Here is a 20,023-nt window from a genome sequence, read left to right on the forward strand (position 1 = left end):
GGGATGGTTCACAAGCATGGGTGCTCGACGTTCGGTTCGTTTCCTCGCTCGTTCGGCTGCAGGCGTCCTCGCCGCGGCCGCCGTCACCGTCGGGGTGGCCGTGCCCGCGTCCGCGGCGCCGCTGTGGCCCGGTGGCCCGGACATCTCGCTCCCGCCGATCCCCGGCATCACCGCCCCCGCGCCCGGTGTCCCGACACCGCCGGTCGCCCCGCCCGCACCCGTCGAGGCGCCGCGTGGTCCCGCGAACTTCTCCGCTCCCGCACTGAACCCGTCCGCGGGCGAGGTCGTCGGTGTCGCGCAGCCGATCATCGTCCGGTTCGCCGCCCCGATCGACGACCGCGCGGTCGCCGAGCGGGCGATCGACGTGACCACGTCCGCCGGCGACGTCGCCGGCCGCTTCTTCTGGTTCTCCGACAGCCAGGTCCGCTGGCGACCCGACGTCTTCTGGCCGGCGAACACGACCGTGACGGTGACCGCGGGAGATGCGTCGTCCACCTTCACCGTCGGCGACGCGATCGTCACGACGGCCGACGACGACACCAAGACCATCACCGTGACGCGCAACGGCGAGGTGGTGCGCACCATGCCCACCTCGATGGGCAAGGTCGGCCACGAGACGCCCAACGGCACCTACATCGTCGGCGAGCGTTTCCGCGACATGTACATGGACTCGTCCACCTACGGCGTGCCGGTCGATGCGCCCGAGGGCTACCGGACCTACGTGGAGTACGCCACCCGCATGTCGAACAGCGGCATCTTCGTCCACGCCGCGCCGTGGTCGGTGGACAGCCAGGGTGTCGAGAACGTCAGCCACGGCTGCCTCAACGTCAGCACCGAGGACGCGAAATGGTTCTTCGAGACGGCCCAGAAGGGTGATCCGGTGGTGGTGCAGAACACCGACGGCGGCATTCTGAACGGCCGCGACGGCCTCGGCGACTGGCAACTCTGAACGATCACATCTCGGACCGATACTGATCGGTCCATGTTCACCATTCGTTCGCTTTACCTACGCTAATGTCCCACCGGTGAGAGCAAGCCCGCCGCGATCGCGGCCGGTGGTCCAGCGCACCTTGCCGGAACTGCCACCCGCACAACGATCTTTCCTCCGTCGACCGTGGCGCGACTACGCGCTGTTCCTGGTGTTGGTCGGGCCGAACCTGGTCCTGCTGGGCGTGTTCACCTACCGGCCGCTGCTGGACAACATCAGGCTCTCGTTCTTCGACTGGAACATCTCGTCGCCGACGTCGACCTTCATCGGTCTCTCGAACTATCGCGAATGGTGGGGGCGCAGCGACACGTGGCAGATCGTGTCGAACACCGTCATCTTCACCATCGCGGCGGTGGCGGGCAGCATGCTCCTCGGACTCGTCCTGGCGATGCTCCTCGATCGCAAGTTGCGCGGCCGCAACATCGTCCGCTCGGCCGTCTTCGCTCCGTTCGTCATCTCCGGCGCGGCCATCGGTGTGGCGTTCCAGTTCGTGTTCGATCCGAACTTCGGCCTGATCCAGGACGTCATGCGGCGGTTCGGCTTCGAGGGAGTGCCGGACTTCTACCAGAGCCCCGGGTGGGCGCTGTTCATGATCACCGTGACGTACCTGTGGAAGAACCTGGGCTACGCCTTCGTCATCTATCTCGCAGCGCTGCAGGGTCTTCGGCAGGATCTGACCGAAGCCGCGCAGATCGACGGCGCGAGTCGGTGGACGACGTTCCGCAAGGTGACGCTTCCTCAGCTGCGTCCCACCACGTTCTTCCTGTCCATCACGGTCATGCTCAACTCGTTGCAGGTCTTCGACATCATCAACGTGATGACGCGGGGCGGTCCGCTGGGTACCGGCACCACCACGATGGTCTATCAGGTGTACGAGGAGTCATTCAGGAACTTCCGGGCGGGCTACGGCGCGACCGTCGCCACGATCATGTTCCTGGTGCTGCTGATCATCACCGTCCTGCAGGTGCGAGTCATGGATCGAGGTGACGCGCGATGAGCGTGATCGACAGGGCGCCGGCCGCCGCCACTGCCGACGATGCCCGCCCGGCGCGGGACGCCGCCCGCCGTCGTCGACTCTCCGCACTCTTCGGCTACGCAGCGATGGTCGTGGTCATCGTCATCATCGGGTTGCCGCTCTTCTGGATCGTCGTCACCTCGTTCAAGGAGCGCGGTGACATCTACGTGCAGCCGTCGGTCTGGTGGCCCGCGGTGTTCCGCCCGGAGAACTACGACGAGGCGACGACCACCGTTCCGTTCTGGACGTTCCTGAAGAACTCCCTGATCATCACCAGCATCCTGGCCGTCGTGAAGTTCGCGCTGGGCGTGCTGAGCGCCTACGGCCTCGTCTTCCTGCGCTTTCCGGGTAAGACGATCGTCTTCCTCGTGATCATCGCGGCACTGATGGTGCCGAACCAGATCACGGTGATCTCCAACTACGCGCTGGTGGCGCAGTTGGGGTGGCGCAACACCTTCCAGGGCATCATCGTGCCGCTGGCGGGCGTGGCATTCGGAACGTTCCTCATGCGCAACCACTTCCTGTCGATACCGCAGGAGATCATCGAGGCCGCCCGCATGGACGCCGCCGGCCCGGTCCGCCTGCTGTTCCGGGTGGTCCTGCCGTTGTCGGGCCCGACCATGGTCGCGTTCGCCACCATCACCGTGGTGAACGAGTGGAACGAGTACCTCTGGCCGTTCCTGATGTCGGACGACTCGTCCGTCGCGCCGCTGCCGGTGGGCCTGACCCAGTTGCAGAACAACGACGGCGTCACCAACTGGGGGCCCGTCATGGCCGGCACCGTCCTGACGATGCTCCCCATTCTGATCGTCTTCCTGGCTCTCCAGCGTCACATGATCAAGGGCCTCACTTCCGGCGCCGTCAAGGGCTGACCAACCTATGAACAAGGAGCACATGATGCAGCCATTCTCTCGCCGCGGATTCCTCGGACTGTCCGGTGCCGTCGCCGCGGGCGCCGCTCTCACCGCCTGTGCCGGAACGAGTTCGACGAGCAGCTCGTCGGCGTCCGGTGGTGGCGATGCCAGTACGATCACGTTCTGGTCGTCCCACCCGGGTAGCTCGAAGGACATCGAGAACGAGCTCATCTCGCGCTTCCAGACGGCCAATCCCGACCTGACGGTGCAGATGGTCGACGGCGGCAAGAACTACGAGGAGATCGCGCAGAAGTTCAACGCGGCGCTGTCGGGCGGGTCGCTGCCGGACGTCGTGCTGCTCTCGGACGTGTGGTGGTTCAACTTCGCGTTGCTCGGCGCGATCTCGCCGCTGGACGACCTGTTCTCGCAGGCGGGCGTGAACACGAGCGACTACGTCGACTCGCTCGTCGCCGATTACAACTGGAACGACAAGACGTGGGCGCTGCCCTACGCCCGCTCGACCCCGCTGTTCTACTACAACCGCGAGGTGTGGACTGCTGCCGGACTCCCGGATCGCGGGCCGGCCACGTGGCAGGAGTTCGACCAGTGGGGCCCGGAGATCCAGCGCGCCATCGGATCCGGCAAGCTCGCGCACGGCTGGGGCAACGCGGAGGACTACCTGGGGTGGACCTTCGAGGGCCCGATCTGGACGTTCGGCGGCAGCTACTCCGACGAGTTCGATCTGAAGTTCACCGACGAGCGCACCATCGAGGCCGGCAACTTCCTCAAGGACATGATCCACACGAAGAAGTACGCGGCCGTGTCCAACGACATCGCCAACGACTTCTCCGCGGGCCTGCTCGGCTCGACCATCGCGTCGACCGGCGACCTGTCGGGCATCACGAAGAACGCGAAGTTCGACTTCGGCACGGCGTTCCTCCCCGCCGAGGCGGGCACTCCCGGGTGCCCGACGGGTGGCGCCGGACTGGCCATCCCGGCGAACATCCCGGACGAGCGGAAGATCAACGCGCTCAAGTTCATCGAGTTCGTGACCGACACCGAGAACACGGCGTACTTTTCGCAGAACGTCGGCTACATGCCGGTGCGCAAGTCGTCCGCCACCGACGCCTCCGAGGTCGCGTTCCTCGAGCAGAACCCCCGCTCGCGGACCGCGGTGGACCAGCTCGCGCGGACCCGGTCGCAGGACTACGCCCGCGTGTTCGTGCCCGGCGGCGATCAGATCATCGGTGCGGGTCTCGAGCAGATCGCCCTGCAGAACGCCGATGTCGCGTCGACGTTCTCGGGTGTGCAGGATCAGTTGCAGCAGATCATCGATCGCCAGATCACTCCCAAGCTGCCCAAGTAGAAGCGGACCACCTCTGTCATGGCCTCGGTACATTTCGTGGAGACGACCCACCGCTACGCGGGAGCACCGACTCCCTCGGTGGACGCGCTCAGTCTGGACATCGCGGACGGCGAGTTCCTCGTGCTCGTCGGACCGTCGGGATGCGGCAAGTCGACGAGCCTGCGCATGCTCGCCGGGCTCGAGGCGATCGAGAGCGGGCGCATCGAGATCGGCGGCAAGGACGTCAGCGGGTTCGCACCCAAGGAACGTGACGTCGCGATGGTGTTCCAGAACTACGCGCTGTATCCGAACATGACGGTGGCGGAGAACATGGGATTCGCGCTGCGCAACGCGGGAATGTCGAAGGCGGACACGGCCGTCCGCGTCGAGGAGGCGGCTCGGATGCTCGAGCTCGAGCCCCTCCTCGGCCGGCGTCCGGGCAAGCTGTCAGGCGGCCAACGTCAGCGCGTGGCGATGGGGCGCGCGATCGTGCGTCGCCCCGAGGTGTTCTGCATGGACGAGCCGCTCTCCAACCTGGACGCGAAGCTCCGGGTGAGCACGAGGTCGCAGATCGCGTCGTTGCAGCGCCGGCTCGGCACGACGACGGTGTACGTGACGCACGATCAGGTCGAGGCCATGACGATGGGGGACCGGGTCGCGGTCCTGAAGGGCGGTCTCCTGCAACAGGTCGCGAGTCCGCGAGAGCTGTACGCGAACCCTGTCAACGACTTCGTCGCGTCGTTCATCGGCTCGCCCGCGATGAATCTGCTCGAGACGGACGTGGTGGACGGCCACGCCGTCCTGGGCGGCGCGCGCATCCCGGTGCCCGCCGCGCACAAGGGAAGGATCGTCGTCGGCGTCCGCCCCGAATCGTGGGAACTGGTGGGCGAGTCCGACACCGAGGCCGTCGAACTGACGACCGAGCTGGTCGAGGAACTGGGCGCGGAGTCGTTCGCGTACTCGGTGGGACCGGCCGACGCCGGCTGGACGGCCCGCGGTGGCCGCGTGGTGGTGCGGGTGGATCGTCGTGTCGTGGTCGGTGCGGGCGAGCGCCTGCGCGTCCGGCCGGACGCGGGTGAGGTGTATTTCTTCGATCCCGAGTCCGGCCTACGCCTGCGCTAGATCACCAGATGCGGACGCGCTGCTGCGGATCGAGGTAGAGCGCGTCCTGCTCTGTCACCTCGAAGGCCTCGTGGAAGCTGTCGAGGTTGCGGACCACGCCGTTGCATCGGAACTCGGGCGGCGAGTGCGGATCGATGGACAGGCGGCGCAGCGCCTCCGCGTCCCGCGCCTTGGTGCGCCACACCTGCGCCCAACCGAAGAAGACACGTTGGAGCCCTGTCAGGCCGTCGATCTCCGGGGCCGCGGAGCCGTTCAGTGAGATCTTGTACGCCTCGACGGCGATCGACAGACCACCGAGGTCGCCGATGTTCTCGCCGATCGTGAACTTCCCGTTGACGTGGTGTCCGGGAAGGGCTTTCGGCTCGAACGAGTCGTACTGCTCGATCAGCGCGGTGGTGCGCTTGCCGAACTCGCTGCGATCACTGTCGGTCCACCAGTCGACGAGGTTGCCGTCACCGTCGTACTTGGCTCCCTGGTCGTCGAATCCGTGGCCGATCTCGTGTCCGATGACCGCACCGATTCCGCCGTAGTTCGCGGCGTCGTCGGCGTCCGGGTCGAAGAACGGGGGCTGCAGGATCGCGGCGGGGAACACGATCTCGTTCATGCCCGGGTTGTAGTAGGCGTTGACGGTCTGCGGGGTCATGAACCACTCGCCGCGGTCCACCGGACCACCGAGCTTGTCCAGATCGCGCTGGTACTCGGCCTCGTAGCCGCGGCGGTAGTTGCCCACCACGTCCGCCGGATCGATCAGCAGCGAGGAGTAGTCCCGCCAGGTGTCCGGGTAGCCGATCTTCGGGGTGAACTTGTCGAGCTTCGCCAGCGCGGCCGTCCGCGTCTCCGGGCTCATCCACTCGAGGTCGGAGATGTTGCGCCGGTACGCCTCGACGAGGTTGGCCACCAGTTCCTGCATGCGCGTCCGCGAATCGGCCGGGAAGTGCTTCTGTACGTACAGCTTTCCCACCGCCTCGCCCATCAGATCCTGTACGAGGGAGACGCCGCGCTTCCAGCGCTCGCGGTTGGTCTCGGTTCCCGTCAGCGTGCGGCCGTAGAAGGCGAAGTTCTCGTCGACGATCGCGGACGTCAGGTACGGCGCGCGGGAGTGGAGGATGCGCCAGGTGGCCCAGGCCTTCCAGTCGTCGAGGCTGCGCGTCGACCACAGCTCCGCGAACGTGGTGAGGAACTCGGGCTGGCGGACGACGATCTCGGCGAAGTGACGGTCCGCGTCGGCGCCGAGGCCCTCGATCCAGGCGCCCCACTCGAAGCCGGGCGCGTCCGCTCGCAGCGACGCGAGCGTCGTCAGGTTGTAGGAGAGATCGGCGTCGCGGCGCTTCACCACGTCCCAGTGGCCCGCCGCCAGGGCGGTCTCGAGATCGAGGACGCTCGCTGCGGAACGGGTCACGCCCGCGAGGGCGAACATGGCGCCGATGTGCTCGGCGTACTGCTCGCGAACCTGTGCGTGCTCGTCCTCCCGGTAGTACGACTCGTCGGGGAGGCCGAGGCCGGACTGCGAGAAGTGGACGAGGTAGCGGTCCGATTTCTTCGAGTCGGTGTCGACGTAGTGCGCGACCGCGCCGCCGACACCGGTGCGCTGCAGAGTGCCGAGTACGCGGGCGAGCGCCTCGCTGTCGGTGGCGTCGGCCACCGCCGCGAGCTCGTCGGCGATCGGCGCGGTGCCGGCCGCCTCGATGGCGTCGGCGTCCAGGAAGCTGCTGTAGAGGTCACCGATCTTCGCGGCGTCCGAGCCGGGCGCCGGACTGGAGTCCGCCGCGACCTGGATGATGTCGCGGACGTGCTCCTCGGCCCGGTCGTACAGTGTCCGGAACGCGCCGTCGACGGCGCGGTCGGCCGGGATGTCGTACTCGGCCAGCCAGCGGCCGTTGACGTGCTCGAAGAGATCGTCCTGCGCTCTGGTGGCGGCGTCGACGAACTTCAGGTCCAGGCCCGAGGGCCGTGCGAGTGATGCGTCCGAGGTCATGCCTCCATCCTGACAGGCCGGACGAGATGCGCGGGGTCGACGGGGCATTACGCTGGTCCGCGCAGGGTCACGTTGTCGACGAGAGAATTCGGGGTAACCGAGGCTCATGTCCACGGAACAGCACAGCATCGACGAGCCCGTCGCGCCGCCACCCCTCGACGAGGGCGCCCTCCTCGGCGCACTCGCCGCCTGGCTGCCGGAACAGCGGTGGTTCTCCGCCAAGGGTCACACCGTCACCGGAGTGCATCTGCTCACGCGGGAGACGCTGGCCACCACGTCCGAGCTCGTGGTCGAGCACGTACTCGTGCGGGTGGACCTCGAGGGCACCGAGCCCCAGATCTTCCAGGTGCCCCTCGGTGTCCGAGCCTCGGTGGACGAGGACCTCGACCCGTGGGTCGTCACTCGGGACGGCGGCGCGGTGGTGTTCGACGCCCTGCGTGATCCCGATGCCATCTCGGTCTACTCCGACCTCCTGGCCACCGGCGGGACCGGCGAGGTGCGCTTCCTGGCGATGCCGGGCAGCGACCTGCAGACCGGCCTGCGCGGAAAGGTGCTGGGCGCCGAACAGTCGAACACGTCGGTCATCCTGGGCGACCACCATCTGCTGAAGATCTTCCGGCGCGTCACGATCGGCATCAATCCCGACGTGGAGCTGCACCGGGCGTTGGGCCAGGCGGGGTGCGAGAACGTCGCGCCGCTGCGCGGATGGATGGAAGCGGACATCGACCACACCGAGACGACCCTCGCCATGGCGCAGGACTTCGTGGCGGGATCCACCGAGGGGTGGACCACCGCGCAGGCCAGCGTGCGGGACGTCCTGGCCAGCGGTGACGTGACGACGTCCGACTTCACGAGCGAGGCCCGCGAGCTGGGCCGCGCCGTCGCCTCCGTGCACGCCGATCTCGCGTCGGTGCTGGGCACGTCCCTGGCGCCGGCGGCCGGTACGGCGGCCGACATCTCCGCTCGCGTGGAGACGGCACTGCCGGTGATCGCCGACCTGGAGCAGTACCTCCCGCGCATCCGGGCCCTGATCGACCAGGCAGCGGGCACGGGCGGCATCGACACCCAGCGCATCCACGGTGACCTGCATCTGGGGCAGGTGCTCCGCACGTCGGAGCGGTGGGTCCTCATCGACTTCGAGGGCGAACCGTCGAAGACGTTCGAGGAGCGGCGCACTCCGGACAGCACGCTGCGCGACGTGGCAGGGATGATCCGCTCATTCGACTACGCCGCCATGAGCCACGTCGTCGAGATCGAGGATTCGCAGGAACGGGCGCGACTCGAGCCCGTGGCGCGGGAGTGGGTGGAGCGCAACGTGTCCGCATTCTGCGACGGCTACACCGAGGTGGCGGGACACGACCCGCGCATCTCGTGGGCGCTGCTGCGAGCGTACGAGCTGGACAAGGCCGTGTACGAGGCCGTCTACGAGGCGCGCAACCGCCCGACCTGGCTCTCGATCCCCCTGCACGCCATCGAGCGGCTCGTCGCGGAGTGACCTCGCGGACGGTCGCCGTGCTGAGGGCGGCCGGATGCGTGTTCGCCGAGGACGAGGCAGCTCTGCTGATCGGCGAGGCTCCGGACGAGAGCACGCTGGCCGACTGGATCGCGCGCCGTGTCGCCGGGGAGCCGCTCGAGTACATCGTGGGGTGGGCGCAGTTCCACGGGGGCCGCGTGCTCGTCGAGCCCGGCGTCTTCGTGCCGCGCCGACGGACCGAGGCCATGGTGGACGCGGCGCTCGGCCGACTCGGCGGCGGCGTGCTGCTCGATCTGTGCTGCGGCTCGGGTGCCGTGGCCGCCGCGGTGGTGCGCTCGGCGCCGGGGTCCACGGTGTACGCCTCCGACATCGACCCGGTGGCGGTGGCGTGCGCTCGTCGAAATCTGCCGGGCTGCACGGTCTTCGAGAGCGACACCTTCGCCGCGATACCGACGCACCTGCGCCACGGGATCGCCGTCGTCACCGCCAACACGCCGTACGTTCCCTCGTCGGCCATCGAGACCATGCCGCCCGAGGCGCGGGATCACGAACCCCGCGTCACCCTCGACGGTGGACCGGACGGACTGGACGTCCAGCGCCGCGTGGCCGCACAGGCGCGCGACTGGCTGGCACCCGGCGGATCACTGATCGTGGAGGCGTCCGCGGCCCAGGCCGACACGGTGCGACAGATCTTCGCTGCCGCCGGTCTGGAGCCGACGGTGGTACACGACGAGGACCGGGACGCCACCATGGTGATCGGGCGAGGGACGCTCGATCAGGGCTGACCGAACCGCCCGGACTGGAAGTCCTCGAACGCCTGGAGCACCTCGGCCTTGGTGTTCATGACGAACGGCCCGGCCATCGCGACGGGCTCGCGGATCGGCTCGCCTCCGAGAACGAACATCTCCATCGACTCGGTGCCCTCGGCGGCGGCGAAGGTCAAGGTGTCGCCCGAGCCGTAGACCGTGGTCTGACCTGTGCGTACGGGCCGCCGCTCGGTGCCGACGGTGCCGGATCCGCCCAGCACGTAGGCGATGGCGTTGTAGCGCGCGTTCCAGGGCAGGGTCACCGAGGCACCCGGGGCGACGGTGACATGGGACAGCGTGATCGGCGTGTAGGTCGATCCCGGTCCCTCGTGGCCGTCCATCTCGCCGGCGATGACGCGCACCAGCGCGCCGCCGTCCTGGCTCGAGAGGAGAGCGACCTCGCGGCCGGTGATGTCCTGGTACCGCGGCGCCGCCATCTTGTTGTTGCGCGGGAGGTTGACCCACAGCTGCACGCCGTGGAACAGCCCGCCCGAGACGACGAGGTGCTCCGGCGGGGCCTCGATGTGCAGGATGCCGCTGCCCGCGGTCATCCACTGGGTGTCGCCGCCGGTGATGGAACCGCCACCGCCGTGCGAGTCCTGGTGGTCCATGATCCCGTCGATCATGTAGGTGACCGTCTCGAAGCCGCGGTGCGGGTGCCACGGTGTGCCCTTGGGCTCGCCCGGCGCGTAGTTCACCTCGCCCATCTGGTCCATGTGGATGAAGGGGTCGAGGTACTTCATGTCGACACCCGCGAAGGCACGTCGGACCGGGAACCCCTCGCCCTCGTAGCCGGTGGGGGCGGTGGTGACGGCGCGGACCGGCCGGTTCACCGAGCCGGGCTGCGGCGTGGAGATGCGGGGGAGCGCGAGAACGTTGTCGACGGTCACTGCGGGCATGTCGGCCTCCTGGGATAAAGTTGACGAATCAACTACTTGCCCGGCTCAACCGCGAGGGGCCCGTCCTTGTTCCCCGGCCGGATCCACGTGCAGATCGAACCAGTCGAGGGTGCGCGACCACGCGTCGTACGCGGCCCGTTCGTTGTAGACGGCGGGTCGATCGTTGCAGTGGAAGCCGTGCTCGGCGTCGGGATAGCGGGCGATGCGAGTGTCCACCTGCGCGTCGGTGACGGCGGCGTTCAGCGAATCGACGTCGTCGACCGGGATCCCGGTGTCGAGGTCGCCGAAGAACCCGTGCCACGGCGTTCGCAGTGCCGTGGCGCCGTCGAGCAGCGGCGGGTAGCCGAAGCGACCCTCGCGGATGCCGCCGCCGTAGAACGTGGCCGCGGCACCGAGTGGGCGCCGCACCGCCGTCTCGAAGGCGACGGTGCCGCCCATGCAGAACCCGACGATCGCGCACCCGCTCGGTCCGTAGCCGTACCCGGCCAACTCGTCGAACGCGGCATCGACGTCCTGGTCGATCTCCTCGGCCTTCAGTGCGCCGATGAGGTCCATCGCGGTGCTCATGTCGTCGTACGACACCACCGGATCACCGGCCCGGTGGAAGAGATGCGGGGCCACGGCGATCCATCCTGCCGAGGCGAAGCGGCCGCAGACCTCCGCGATGTGGTCGGTCACGCCGAACGCCTCCTGGACGACGACGACACCGCCTCGTATCGGACCTTCCGGGACGCGTGTGGTGAAAGTGATGGCCATCCCACCATCAGATCACGAGAATCTCGGTGTTCCATGTGTGAACTGTGTGAAACGGGGAAACCGCGCCGAGGAACCAGCAGGAGGCTGCCATGACATCGACCCTGAACAACCCCGGAGCAGCGACGCCGCAGGAGCCGACCGGGCCGCCGCCGACGTTCGAGGTCGGTGCGCGGGTACGCACCCGGCACTCGATCGACCGCGACTCGGATCCGACGACGTGGCCTCTCGAGACGGGATCGATCGTCGAGGACTTCGCCGACTTCGTGGACTCGTCGTCCGTGGGTCGGGACTGGGCCGTGGCGCACCGGTGGGCGGTGGCCCTGGACAACGGGTGCCTGGTGTTCCGCGACACCGACGACCTCGAGGCCGCCGGCGACCCGACCTCGACCGCCGAGACGTCAGCGCGGAAGCAGTAGCACCAGCACGGTCACGCCGGCGATGACGATGGCCGCGCGGAACGGTGTCCGCCCGCTGCTCGTCGACGCGATCCATGCGGCGACGACCACGACGGCCAGAGCGGCTCCGCCCGCTACGGTCGACACCCCGGTGCGCCCGAGAGCCCCGCTCCCCACGACCCCCACGATCGATGCGGTGACGAGCACCCCCGCGGCGAGTGGAGCGACCACGCGAGCAGGGAGTCGGTGTGCCAGCCCGCGGACTCCCGTCGCCGTGTCGTCGGCGATGTCGGGCAGCACGTTGACCAGGTGGGCGCCGAAGCCGAGCAGCGCCCCTACCGTGATCATCCACCACGGCGGCATCGCGTCGGCCACGGTGAGCGAGACGACCACGGGCGCCGATCCGAACGCGACGGTGTACGGCAGCCACGACACGACGGTGGATTTCAGACCGAGGTTGTAGGCGAGGGCCGAGCCGACTCCCAGCACGAGGTGCACCGCACCCGGGACGACGCCGCACAGCATCGAGAACACCACGCAGACCACCGCCGCGACCGCGACGCTCACCCGCACGGTGGCGGGGTCGAGGCGGCCGACGGCGAGCGGTTTGTCCGTGCGGCCGACCGCGGTGTCCCGCGGGGCGTCGATCAGATCGTTGGTCCAACCGACGATCAGTTGCCCGCTCAGCACCGCCACGACCACGACGACGAGGAGCCCCGCCGAGGGTGGGCCGATGCTGACCGACAGCAGTGCGACGAACGTCGTGACCGCGGCGGCGGGGCCGGGGTGGGAGGCGACGAGGAGAGCGGAGAGTCGACTGCCCATGTACCGGAACAGTACTCAGCTGGCGCGAGCGTCCTCGCGTGCCGGGGCTCCCGCGTCCCGCTCCCGGCGGGCGTCCTCGAGCACGACGAGCCTGCCGAGTGCCGTGCGCGCGTGCATCTGCTGCTGCGTGACGGTCAGCTGGGTGCGCGCTCGGCCGAGGAACGTCCACGTCCAGTTGAAGACGGTGGTGAGTCGGCTCTTGAATCCGACGATGTAGACGAGGTGCACCGCGAGCCACATCAGCCATGCCAGGAAGCCGGTGATCTTGACGGGTCCCACCTGCGCCACGGCCGAGAATCGCGTCACGGTCGCCATGCTGCCCTTGTCCCGGTAGCGGAACGGGGTGCGCTCGGGGCGCGGTGTGTCGGTGGCAGCGGCGCGGACGTCGGCAGTGATGCACCGCGCGGCGTAGCGGCCGCCCTGGATCGCCACCTGGGCGACGCCGGGGAGCTTGTCGCGCGCCATCATGTCGCCGACCACGAAGACCTCGGGGTGGCCCGGCAGTGTCAGATCGGCCTCGACGAGCACGCGGCCCGCGCGGTCCACCTCGGCCCCGGACTTCGCCGCGAGCTGTGCCGCGAGCGGGCTCGCGGAGACACCGGCCGACCAGACCTTGCAGGAGGACTCGATGCGGCGCTCGGTGCCGTCGCTGTCGCGGACAGATAATCCGTCGGCGTCGACGTCGGTGACCGCGGCGCCCAGCTCGACCTCGACGCCGACCTTCTCGAGACGTCGTCGAGCATTCTCGCCCAGCGAGTCGGCGAAGGGCGGCAACACCTTCGGGGCCGCGTCGAGCAGAATCACGCGGGCGTCGCGGCTGTCGATCGTGCGGAACGTTCCGGCGAGGGTGCGGCGCGAGAGCTCGGCGATCTGGCCCGCCATCTCGACACCCGTGGGGCCGGCGCCGACGACGACGAACGTGAGCAGCCGTGCGCGCTCGACGGGGTCGGTGGTGAGTTCGGCGGCGTCGAATGCGTTCATGATGCGCCCGCGCAGCTCGAGGGCGTCGTCGAGCGTCTTCATGCCGGGGGCGAACTCGGCGAAGTGATCGTTGCCGAAGTAGGACTGGCCGGCGCCCGCGGCGACGACGAGGCTGTCGTACGGAGTGACGGTGACGCGGCCACGGCTGACCGAGACGACGGTGCGCGCCTCGAGGTCCACCTCCGTGACGTCGCCGAGCACGACGGCGGCATTCGCCTGGTTCTTGAGGATGAGACGGGTGGAGGGCGCGATCTCGCCCTCGGAGAGGATCCCGGTGGCCACCTGGTAGAGCAACGGCTGGAAGAGGTGGTGCGCGGTGCGCGCCACGATCGTCACGTCGACGTCGCTGCGGCGCAGGGCCTTGGTCGCGAACAGGCCGCCGAATCCGGAGCCGACGACGACGACGCGGTGCGGGGCTGTGGTGGTGGTCACGGTGCCCGTTCCTCTCACTTCACGTGGCCGACCTGCGGGTCCGCCTCCGACGGGGTTTCCGTCTGTGACCCAGACCATACACGGCGCGCTCGATTTGTCAGAACAAATAGGTGGAACAGGGCGAACGCCTACGATTCGAGCATGGATCGCCCCGTGGTCGCCCTCGAGAACGCCGACGCCGTGTACGAGTACTACCGGGAGCATCAGCAGAATCGACGCGTCACACGGCTCGCCTACGGGGCTCTCGCCGGACGGTTCCGACCCCGCGTCCGGTACGGCGACGGTGCTCGCGAACGCCTCCGCGCCCTCATCTACGACGACACGCGGTTCATCCTGGCCGTGAACCACGTCAGCGAGACCGACCCGTACACGGTCGCCGCCGCCGCGTGGTCCAGCGCGCTGCGACCCGTCATCGGCCGCACCCGCGTCCTGGCCAAGGACGAGCTGTTCGTCGAGACCGAACCGAACCGCCCGCGGACCCGCCGCATCGCCGAGCGGACGTCGCAACGACGTCGCATCGAGATGATGGGCGGCATCCCGGTGTTCCGCAGCCGCGACCACGGTCTGCGCGCCGTGTCCCGAGCCGGCAATCTCATGATGGACGTGTGTGCCGAAAGGCTGTCTCGTGGTGACGATCTCGCGATCTTCCCGGAGGGCACGTGCAACGACGGTGATCCGACGGTGCTCCAGCACGTCGGGAGCGGGATCGGGCACATCGTCGCGCGCGCACGGACTCGCGGCGTCGAACCGAGGCTCGTGGTGATGGGGCTGCACTACGGACCGCCGCCCGGCAGGTACCGCTCGGCGAGCGTGCACATCGACGTGCCGGACATCGTGCTCCCCGACAAGCCGGTCTCCATCGCGCGCACCGTCGCCGAGTACCTTCAGGTGGCCGTGGAGTTGTCGGTCCGCCAGTACTGACTGGTGGTTTTGTCCGGTCGGACCGAAATGTCATGTGCTGCATCGTTGTTCACATTCGGTTCGGCTCCTGCTCGCCTGCCGTGCGCCTGACGTCGAGGTGACGGGAGCAGCGTCGTCTCCATGGTGGAGAACGCACTGAATCCGGCCGGGGAGATCGTCGACACAGGAGTCCCCGCCCACATCGCGGCGAACGCTTCCATCGCCGAGCAGCACGACTGGCACCTGAGCAATCTCCGTCGCCATCGGGTGTCCCGTCGCAACTTCCTCGTGGGTGCTGCCGCCGTCGCCGCGGCGGCCGGGGTGGGAAACCCCGGGTGGAATCGCGTCGCCTACGCGCAGGACGCGCCGCTGACCGTCGGAGGACGGCATCTCTCCTTCGGCTCCGACGCCGCGACGCAGCTCCGGTTCTCGGCGCAGCTCTCCCGCAATCCCGGACTCACCGGGGTGTTTCTCGACCACGGTCCGACCCCGGCACTGGGCGCCACGACGTCGGCCGAGGTGCGCAACCTGGTGAGCCAGGTACCGCGGTCCGACGGCGGCATCCTGGCGGCCGAGCAGTTCTACGTGCACGTTCCGGTGGACGGGCTCACTCCGCGTCTTCCGCACTACTACCGGTGGCGCACCGCCGACGGCTACGTCAGCGATGTCCGCAGTGCCGCACCGGCTCTGCCGCCGGGCCGGCTCGCGCCGTTCCGGTTCACGATGATGGGAGATCAAGGCGTCGACGAGACGCCGACCCAGCCTCCCGGCCTGAAGCCCGGTGACTACGACGATCTGTACTACAAGCCCGACAACGAGCCGTCGGCCAAGCACGCGGCCAACATCGTGCGCCAGATCGCCGACTCGCGGCCCGACTTCCACATCCTCGCGGGCGACATCGCGTACGCGGACCCGTCGGGACAGGGCCGCACTCCTCGCTTCGTACCCAGTGGCGGCACCGTCGACAAGGCCTTCGACAAGTTCAACCCGTACGTCTGGGACGGCTACCTCGCGGCGATCGAGCCGAGCGCGGCGTCGACGCCCTGGCTCTTCGCGACCGGAAATCACGACATGGAGGCGCTGTACGGGCCGAACGGATACGGCGGCCACGCGGCACGATTGGACCAGCCGGACAACGGCCCCGCCGGGTGCCCGTCGGTCTACTCGTTCGTCCACGGCAACGTCGCCGTGCTCTCGCTCGACGCCAACGACGTCTCGAACGAGATCCGCGCGAACACGGGCTACAGCGGCGGACGTCAGACGGGATGGGTGGAGTCGACCCTGGCGCGCTACCGGGCCGATCCGGCCGTCGACTTCATCGTCTGCTTCTTCCACCACTGCGCGTACTCGACGACGAAGGACCACGCGAGCGACGGTGGCGTCCGCAGTGCGTGGGCGGGGCTCTTCGACCGGTACCACGTCGATGTGGTGCTGCAGGCGCACAACCACGTGTTCGAGCGGTCCGATCCGATCCGCGGCGGCTCGCCGACCCGCGTCGCCGGTGACCGGTCGGAGGTCACCTCGGTCTCGGACGGCACCGTCTACTACACGGTGGGCGGCGGTGGGCGCCCGCGTTACGGTTACCAGGACGGCGAACCCGAGAGCTACCGCGGCAACGAGGTGGCCGACACGTCGGTGCCGAACAGCTACGTCGTCGCCGCAGACGGCTCGAAGGTGCCCGAGTCGCTCACCTGGTCACGGGTGCGATTCCGCAACTATTCGTTCGTCCGCGCGGACGTGACGCCCGGGATCCCCGGCATCACACCGAGTCGGATGCGCATCGCCGCGGTCGACGAGTACGGGCGGGAGTTCGACGAGGTCACCTTCCGTCGCGAGCTGCCGCTCGCGTTCGGCAGCTAGCTGCCGGCCATGTGACCGTCGGCAGCTAGCTGCCGGCGATGTTCACCATCCAGCCGATCCCGAACCGGTCGGTGAGCATCCCGAAGGTGTCGCCCCAGGGCGCCGTCTCGAGCGGGACGCCGAGGGTGCCGCCCTCGGCGAGCGCGTCCCAGTAGCCGCGCAGTTCTGCCTCGTCGTCGCCGCTCAGGGACACCGTGCCGTTGGTGCTCGCCTCCATCGACGACGGTGTGTCGGCGCCCATCAGCGTGAAGCCGCTCGGGGTGTCGAGCTGACCGTGCATGACGTTGCCCGCCTCGGACTCCTCGACGGGCATGCCCGAGTCACCGAACGTCGACAGCGTGAGTTCTCCGCCGAACACGGTGCGATAGAACTCCATCGCCTCCCGCGCCGTGTCCCGGAACGACAGGTACGGATTCAGTCGGGTCGTCATGGTGAGCCTCTTTCTCGAGCAGGGGTGGTCCGCCGACTCCTGTGACTTGATAGAAAGAGTGGGAGCCGCGGGGTTTCGGGGCCGAGATGAGAAAGAGGGTAGTCGTGAGCGAGCAGGTCAGGACAGCAATCGTCACGGGAAGTGCGCGAGGAATCGGTGCCGCCGTCGCCCGACGTCTCGCCGCGGACGGCTTCGGTGTCGCCGTCGTCGATCTCGACGAGGCGGCGTGTGCCGGCACGGTCGACGCGATCACCGCAGCCGGTGGTCAGGCCATCGCCGTCGGCGCGAACGTCGCGGACGAGCAGTCGGTCGTCTCTGCGGTCGAGCGCATCGCCACCGACTTCGGGGCGCCCACGGTGCTGGTGAACAACGCCGGCATCCTGCGCGACAATCTTCTCTTCAAGATGTCGGTCGACGACTGGGACGCCGTGCTCGGCGTGCATCTGCGCGGATCGTTCCTCATGTCCCGCGAGGTGCAGAAGCATCAGGTCGAGGCCAAGTGGGGACGCATCGTCAACCTGTCGTCCACCTCGGCGCTGGGCAACCGCGGTCAGGCCAACTACGCGGCCGCCAAGGCCGGCATGCAGGGCTTCACCAAGACCCTCGCCATCGAGCTGGGCCGCTACAACGTCACCGTCAACGCGATCGCACCCGGCTTCATCGAGACGGAGATGACGGCGGCGACGGCCGAGCGCGTCGGCGTGCCGTTCGAGGACTTCAAGAAGGGTGCCGCGTCGCAGATCCCGGTCAACCGCATCGGTCAGCCCGAGGACATCGCCCACACGGCATCCTTCTTCTGCAGTGAGGGTGCAGGATTCGTGTCCGGTCAGGTCGTGTACGTCGCGGGCGGGCCGAAAGACTGACGTGAAGTTGTTGCTGCTCGCCGACACCCACGTCCCCACCCGCGCGCGGGATCTGCCCGCCGCGGTGTGGGACGCGGTGGACGCGGCCGACCTGGTGGTGCACGCGGGTGACTGGATGGCGCCGTCGTTGCTGGACGCGCTCGAGGAGCGGTCGTCCGATCTGCTCGCCTGCTGGGGCAACAACGACGGTGACGATCTCCGTGCGCGGTTGCCGGAGGTCGCACGGCGGACGGTGGAGGGTGTGCGCATGGTCGTCACGCACGAGACAGGGGCGAAGGGGGGACGGGGGAAGCGGATGGACGCGCAGTTCCCGGACACCGACCTGCTCGTGTTCGGGCACAGCCACATTCCGTGGGACACGCTGTCCGACAACGGGATGCGCCTGCTCAACCCGGGTTCGCCGACCGACCGTCGGCGGCAACCGCACTGCACCTACATGACGCTGACCCTGAGCGGCGGTGCCGTCTCGGACGTCGTGGTGCACGAGCTGTGACGCGCATCGACGCCTGGACGTGGTCGGTGCGGCTGTTCAAGACGCGCTCCGCCGCCGCGTCGGCGTGCCGCGGCGGACACGTGAAGATCAACGGCAGCGCCGCCAAGCCGGCGCAGCACGTGGTACCCGGTGACGAGGTACGCATCCGCGCAGGGGGATTCGAGAAGATCATCGAGGTCACCCAGCTCGTGAACAAGCGAGTGGGAGCCCCGGCCGCGGTGGCGTGCTACATCGACCGGAGTCCGCCCCCACCGCCGCGTGAACTGTTCGCCGCGGTGCCCGTTCGCGATCGCGGAGCCGGGAGGCCGACGAAGCGGGACCGGCGCGAGATCGACCGGTTGCGGGCGGCACCGCCGAGCGAGTGACGCGCGGCGGTCCCGCCACCGGCGTCAGCGCAGCAGTGCGCGCGACATGACGACGCGCTGAATCTGGTTGGTGCCTTCGTAGATCTGCGTGATCTTGGCGTCACGCATCATGCGCTCGACCGGGAAGTCGCGCGTGTAGCCGGCGCCACCGAAGAGCTGCACCGCATCGGTGGTCACCTTCATGGCGACGTCCGAGGCGAAGCACTTGGAGGCGGCGGAGATGAAGCCGAGGTTCTTCTCGCCGCGCTCGGCGCGAGCGGCTGCCGAGTACACCATGAGGCGGGCCGCCTCGATCTCCATCGCCATGTCGGCGAGCATGAACTCGACGCCCTGGAACGTGCTGATGGCCTTGCCGAACTGCTTGCGGTCCTTGGTGTACGCGATGGCCGCGTCGAGAGCGCCCTGCGCGATGCCGACGGCCTGCGCGCCGATGGTGGGACGGGTGTGGTCGAGCGTCGCGAGTGCCGTCTTGAAGCCGGTGCCGGGCTCACCGATGATGCGGTCTCCGGGGATGCGGCAGTTCTCGAAGTACAGCTCGCGGGTGGGGCTGCCCTTGATGCCGAGCTTGCGCTCCTTCTCGCCGACAGAGAAGCCCTCGTCGTCCTTGTGCACCATGAACGCCGAGATGCCGTTGGCCTTCTTCTCGGGATCGGTGACGGCCATGACGGTGTACCAGGTCGACTTGCCGGCGTTGGTGATCCACGCCTTCGAGCCGTTCAGGATCCAGTCGTCGCCGTCCGCCTTGGCGCGGGTCTTCATGCCGGCGGCGTCGGAGCCCGCCTCACGCTCGGACAGTCCGTAGGAGGCCATCTCGCCCTCGGCGATGGAGGGCAGCACCTTCTGCTTGAGGTCCTCGTTGCCGCTGAGGATGAGGCCCATGGTGCCGAGCTTGTTCACGGCGGGGATCAGGGAGGAGGAACCGCACACGCGGGCGACCTCCTCGATCACCATGCAGGCCGCGACGGAGTCGGCGCCCTGGCCGCCGTACTCCTCGGGAATGTGCACCGCGTTGAAGCCGGAGGCGTTGAGAGCCTTCAAGGCCTCGTCGGGGAAGCGCTCCTGCTCGTCGACCTCGGTGGCGTACGGCGCGATCTCCTTCTCGGAGAGTGCGCGGATGGCCTCGCGGAGCTCGTTGTGCTCGTCGGCGAGCTGGAAGAGGTCGAAGCTGGGGTTGCCGGCCATGGGACGTCCGTTCGTCGTGGTGAGAGGGTCGTGGCACTCGGTGTCACGGAATGTGGCCAGCGT

20 protein-coding genes are annotated in these 20,023 nt (G+C 68.5%); 13 read left to right on the forward strand and 7 right to left on the reverse strand.

All coding sequences use genetic code 11. The features are described 5' to 3' along the window. The first annotated feature begins 16 nt into the window (after positions 1 to 16). From J4E04_RS01445 to J4E04_RS01465, 5 genes are all read left to right on the forward strand, one after another. Positions 17 to 949, forward strand: a complete 933-nt coding sequence (locus J4E04_RS01445) for a L,D-transpeptidase (protein ID WP_027506123.1) — start codon at positions 17 to 19, stop codon at positions 947 to 949. Between the two features lie 76 nt (positions 950 to 1,025). After that, complete coding sequence (locus tag J4E04_RS01450; RefSeq protein WP_051613419.1) at positions 1,026 to 1,985, forward strand: carbohydrate ABC transporter permease; 960 nt, start codon at positions 1,026 to 1,028, stop codon at positions 1,983 to 1,985. Next, positions 1,982 to 2,875, forward strand: coding sequence for a carbohydrate ABC transporter permease (locus J4E04_RS01455; protein ID WP_222637930.1), 894 nt, complete (start codon positions 1,982 to 1,984; stop codon positions 2,873 to 2,875). Before J4E04_RS01450 ends, J4E04_RS01455 begins: the two co-directional genes overlap by 4 nt. A gap of 25 nt (positions 2,876 to 2,900) precedes the next feature. Beyond that, complete coding sequence (locus J4E04_RS01460; protein WP_490150599.1) at positions 2,901 to 4,223, forward strand: ABC transporter substrate-binding protein; 1,323 nt, start codon at positions 2,901 to 2,903, stop codon at positions 4,221 to 4,223. Between the two features lie 18 nt (positions 4,224 to 4,241). Continuing rightward, on the forward strand, positions 4,242 to 5,324 hold the full coding sequence (locus J4E04_RS01465; RefSeq protein ID WP_490149745.1) for an ABC transporter ATP-binding protein: 1,083 nt from the start codon (positions 4,242 to 4,244) through the stop codon (positions 5,322 to 5,324). Between the two features lies 1 nt (position 5,325). On the opposite strand, the gene J4E04_RS01470 is transcribed toward J4E04_RS01465, so the two are convergent. Continuing rightward, positions 5,326 to 7,299 (reverse strand): M13 family metallopeptidase, encoded by a 1,974-nt coding sequence (locus J4E04_RS01470; protein WP_222632247.1) that lies wholly within the window; start codon positions 7,297 to 7,299, stop codon positions 5,326 to 5,328. 106 nt (positions 7,300 to 7,405) lie between these two features. Here J4E04_RS01470 and J4E04_RS01475 point away from each other — a divergent pair, with 106 nt between their 5' ends. Together J4E04_RS01475 and J4E04_RS01480 are read left to right on the forward strand one after the other, a co-directional pair. Next, positions 7,406 to 8,794, forward strand: coding sequence for a maltokinase N-terminal cap-like domain-containing protein (locus J4E04_RS01475; RefSeq protein ID WP_155957049.1), 1,389 nt, complete (start codon positions 7,406 to 7,408; stop codon positions 8,792 to 8,794). Further along, on the forward strand, positions 8,791 to 9,558 hold the full coding sequence (locus tag J4E04_RS01480; RefSeq protein WP_222632243.1) for a putative protein N(5)-glutamine methyltransferase: 768 nt from the start codon (positions 8,791 to 8,793) through the stop codon (positions 9,556 to 9,558). Before J4E04_RS01475 ends, J4E04_RS01480 begins: the two co-directional genes overlap by 4 nt. On the opposite strand, the gene J4E04_RS01485 is transcribed toward J4E04_RS01480, so the two are convergent. After that, positions 9,549 to 10,478: a pirin family protein gene (locus J4E04_RS01485; RefSeq protein WP_056441134.1), complete on the reverse strand. Its 930-nt coding sequence runs from the start codon at positions 10,476 to 10,478 to the stop codon at positions 9,549 to 9,551. The genes J4E04_RS01480 and J4E04_RS01485 overlap by 10 nt on opposite strands. Before the next feature lie 45 nt (positions 10,479 to 10,523). Next, the gene (locus J4E04_RS01490) at positions 10,524 to 11,234 is read right to left on the reverse strand and encodes a dienelactone hydrolase family protein (protein ID WP_056441137.1); all 711 of its coding nucleotides are present in this window, start codon (positions 11,232 to 11,234) and stop codon (positions 10,524 to 10,526) included. 89 nt (positions 11,235 to 11,323) lie between these two features. On the opposite strand from J4E04_RS01490, the gene J4E04_RS01495 reads away from it, so the two are divergent. Further along, positions 11,324 to 11,650, forward strand: a complete 327-nt coding sequence (locus tag J4E04_RS01495; protein ID WP_222637934.1) for a hypothetical protein — start codon at positions 11,324 to 11,326, stop codon at positions 11,648 to 11,650. Here J4E04_RS01495 and J4E04_RS01500 read toward each other — a convergent pair. Both J4E04_RS01500 and J4E04_RS01505 read right to left on the reverse strand, forming a co-directional pair. Beyond that, positions 11,633 to 12,454 (reverse strand): UbiA family prenyltransferase, encoded by an 822-nt coding sequence (locus tag J4E04_RS01500; protein WP_490149746.1) that lies wholly within the window; start codon positions 12,452 to 12,454, stop codon positions 11,633 to 11,635. The genes J4E04_RS01495 and J4E04_RS01500 overlap by 18 nt on opposite strands. A gap of 15 nt (positions 12,455 to 12,469) precedes the next feature. Next, positions 12,470 to 13,867, reverse strand: coding sequence for an NAD(P)/FAD-dependent oxidoreductase (locus J4E04_RS01505; protein ID WP_027506135.1), 1,398 nt, complete (start codon positions 13,865 to 13,867; stop codon positions 12,470 to 12,472). Between the two features lie 141 nt (positions 13,868 to 14,008). On the opposite strand from J4E04_RS01505, the gene J4E04_RS01510 reads away from it, so the two are divergent. Together J4E04_RS01510 and J4E04_RS01515 are read left to right on the forward strand one after the other, a co-directional pair. Then, complete coding sequence (locus tag J4E04_RS01510) at positions 14,009 to 14,788, forward strand: lysophospholipid acyltransferase family protein (protein ID WP_027506136.1); 780 nt, start codon at positions 14,009 to 14,011, stop codon at positions 14,786 to 14,788. Between the two features lie 120 nt (positions 14,789 to 14,908). Beyond that, positions 14,909 to 16,627 carry a metallophosphoesterase family protein gene (locus tag J4E04_RS01515; RefSeq protein ID WP_490149747.1) on the forward strand — a complete coding sequence of 573 codons (1,719 nt, stop codon included), beginning with the start codon at positions 14,909 to 14,911 and terminating at the stop codon, positions 16,625 to 16,627. A gap of 25 nt (positions 16,628 to 16,652) precedes the next feature. On the opposite strand, the gene J4E04_RS01520 is transcribed toward J4E04_RS01515, so the two are convergent. Beyond that, positions 16,653 to 17,057, reverse strand: a complete 405-nt coding sequence (locus J4E04_RS01520) for a VOC family protein (protein WP_328811942.1) — start codon at positions 17,055 to 17,057, stop codon at positions 16,653 to 16,655. A gap of 104 nt (positions 17,058 to 17,161) precedes the next feature. Here J4E04_RS01520 and J4E04_RS01525 point away from each other — a divergent pair, with 104 nt between their 5' ends. From J4E04_RS01525 to J4E04_RS01535, 3 genes are read left to right on the forward strand one after another with little or no spacing between them, the layout of a single operon-like run. Next, positions 17,162 to 17,920, forward strand: a complete 759-nt coding sequence (locus tag J4E04_RS01525; RefSeq protein ID WP_027506139.1) for an SDR family oxidoreductase — start codon at positions 17,162 to 17,164, stop codon at positions 17,918 to 17,920. A 1-nt stretch (position 17,921) separates the two neighbouring features. Beyond that, a complete protein-coding gene (locus J4E04_RS01530; RefSeq protein WP_490149748.1) occupies positions 17,922 to 18,413 on the forward strand; it encodes a metallophosphoesterase family protein in 492 nt (163 codons plus the stop codon). Beyond that, the gene (locus J4E04_RS01535) at positions 18,410 to 18,778 is read left to right on the forward strand and encodes an RNA-binding S4 domain-containing protein (protein ID WP_490149749.1); all 369 of its coding nucleotides are present in this window, start codon (positions 18,410 to 18,412) and stop codon (positions 18,776 to 18,778) included. The genes J4E04_RS01530 and J4E04_RS01535 overlap by 4 nt, the downstream gene beginning before the upstream one ends. 24 nt (positions 18,779 to 18,802) lie before the next feature. Here the strand turns inward: J4E04_RS01535 and J4E04_RS01540 are convergent, their stop codons facing one another. Continuing rightward, complete coding sequence (locus J4E04_RS01540; RefSeq protein ID WP_222646367.1) at positions 18,803 to 19,960, reverse strand: acyl-CoA dehydrogenase; 1,158 nt, start codon at positions 19,958 to 19,960, stop codon at positions 18,803 to 18,805. Between the last annotated feature and the right edge of the window lie 63 nt (positions 19,961 to 20,023).

The sequence above is a fragment of the Rhodococcus sp. NFXS4 genome, from assembly GCF_058139645.1.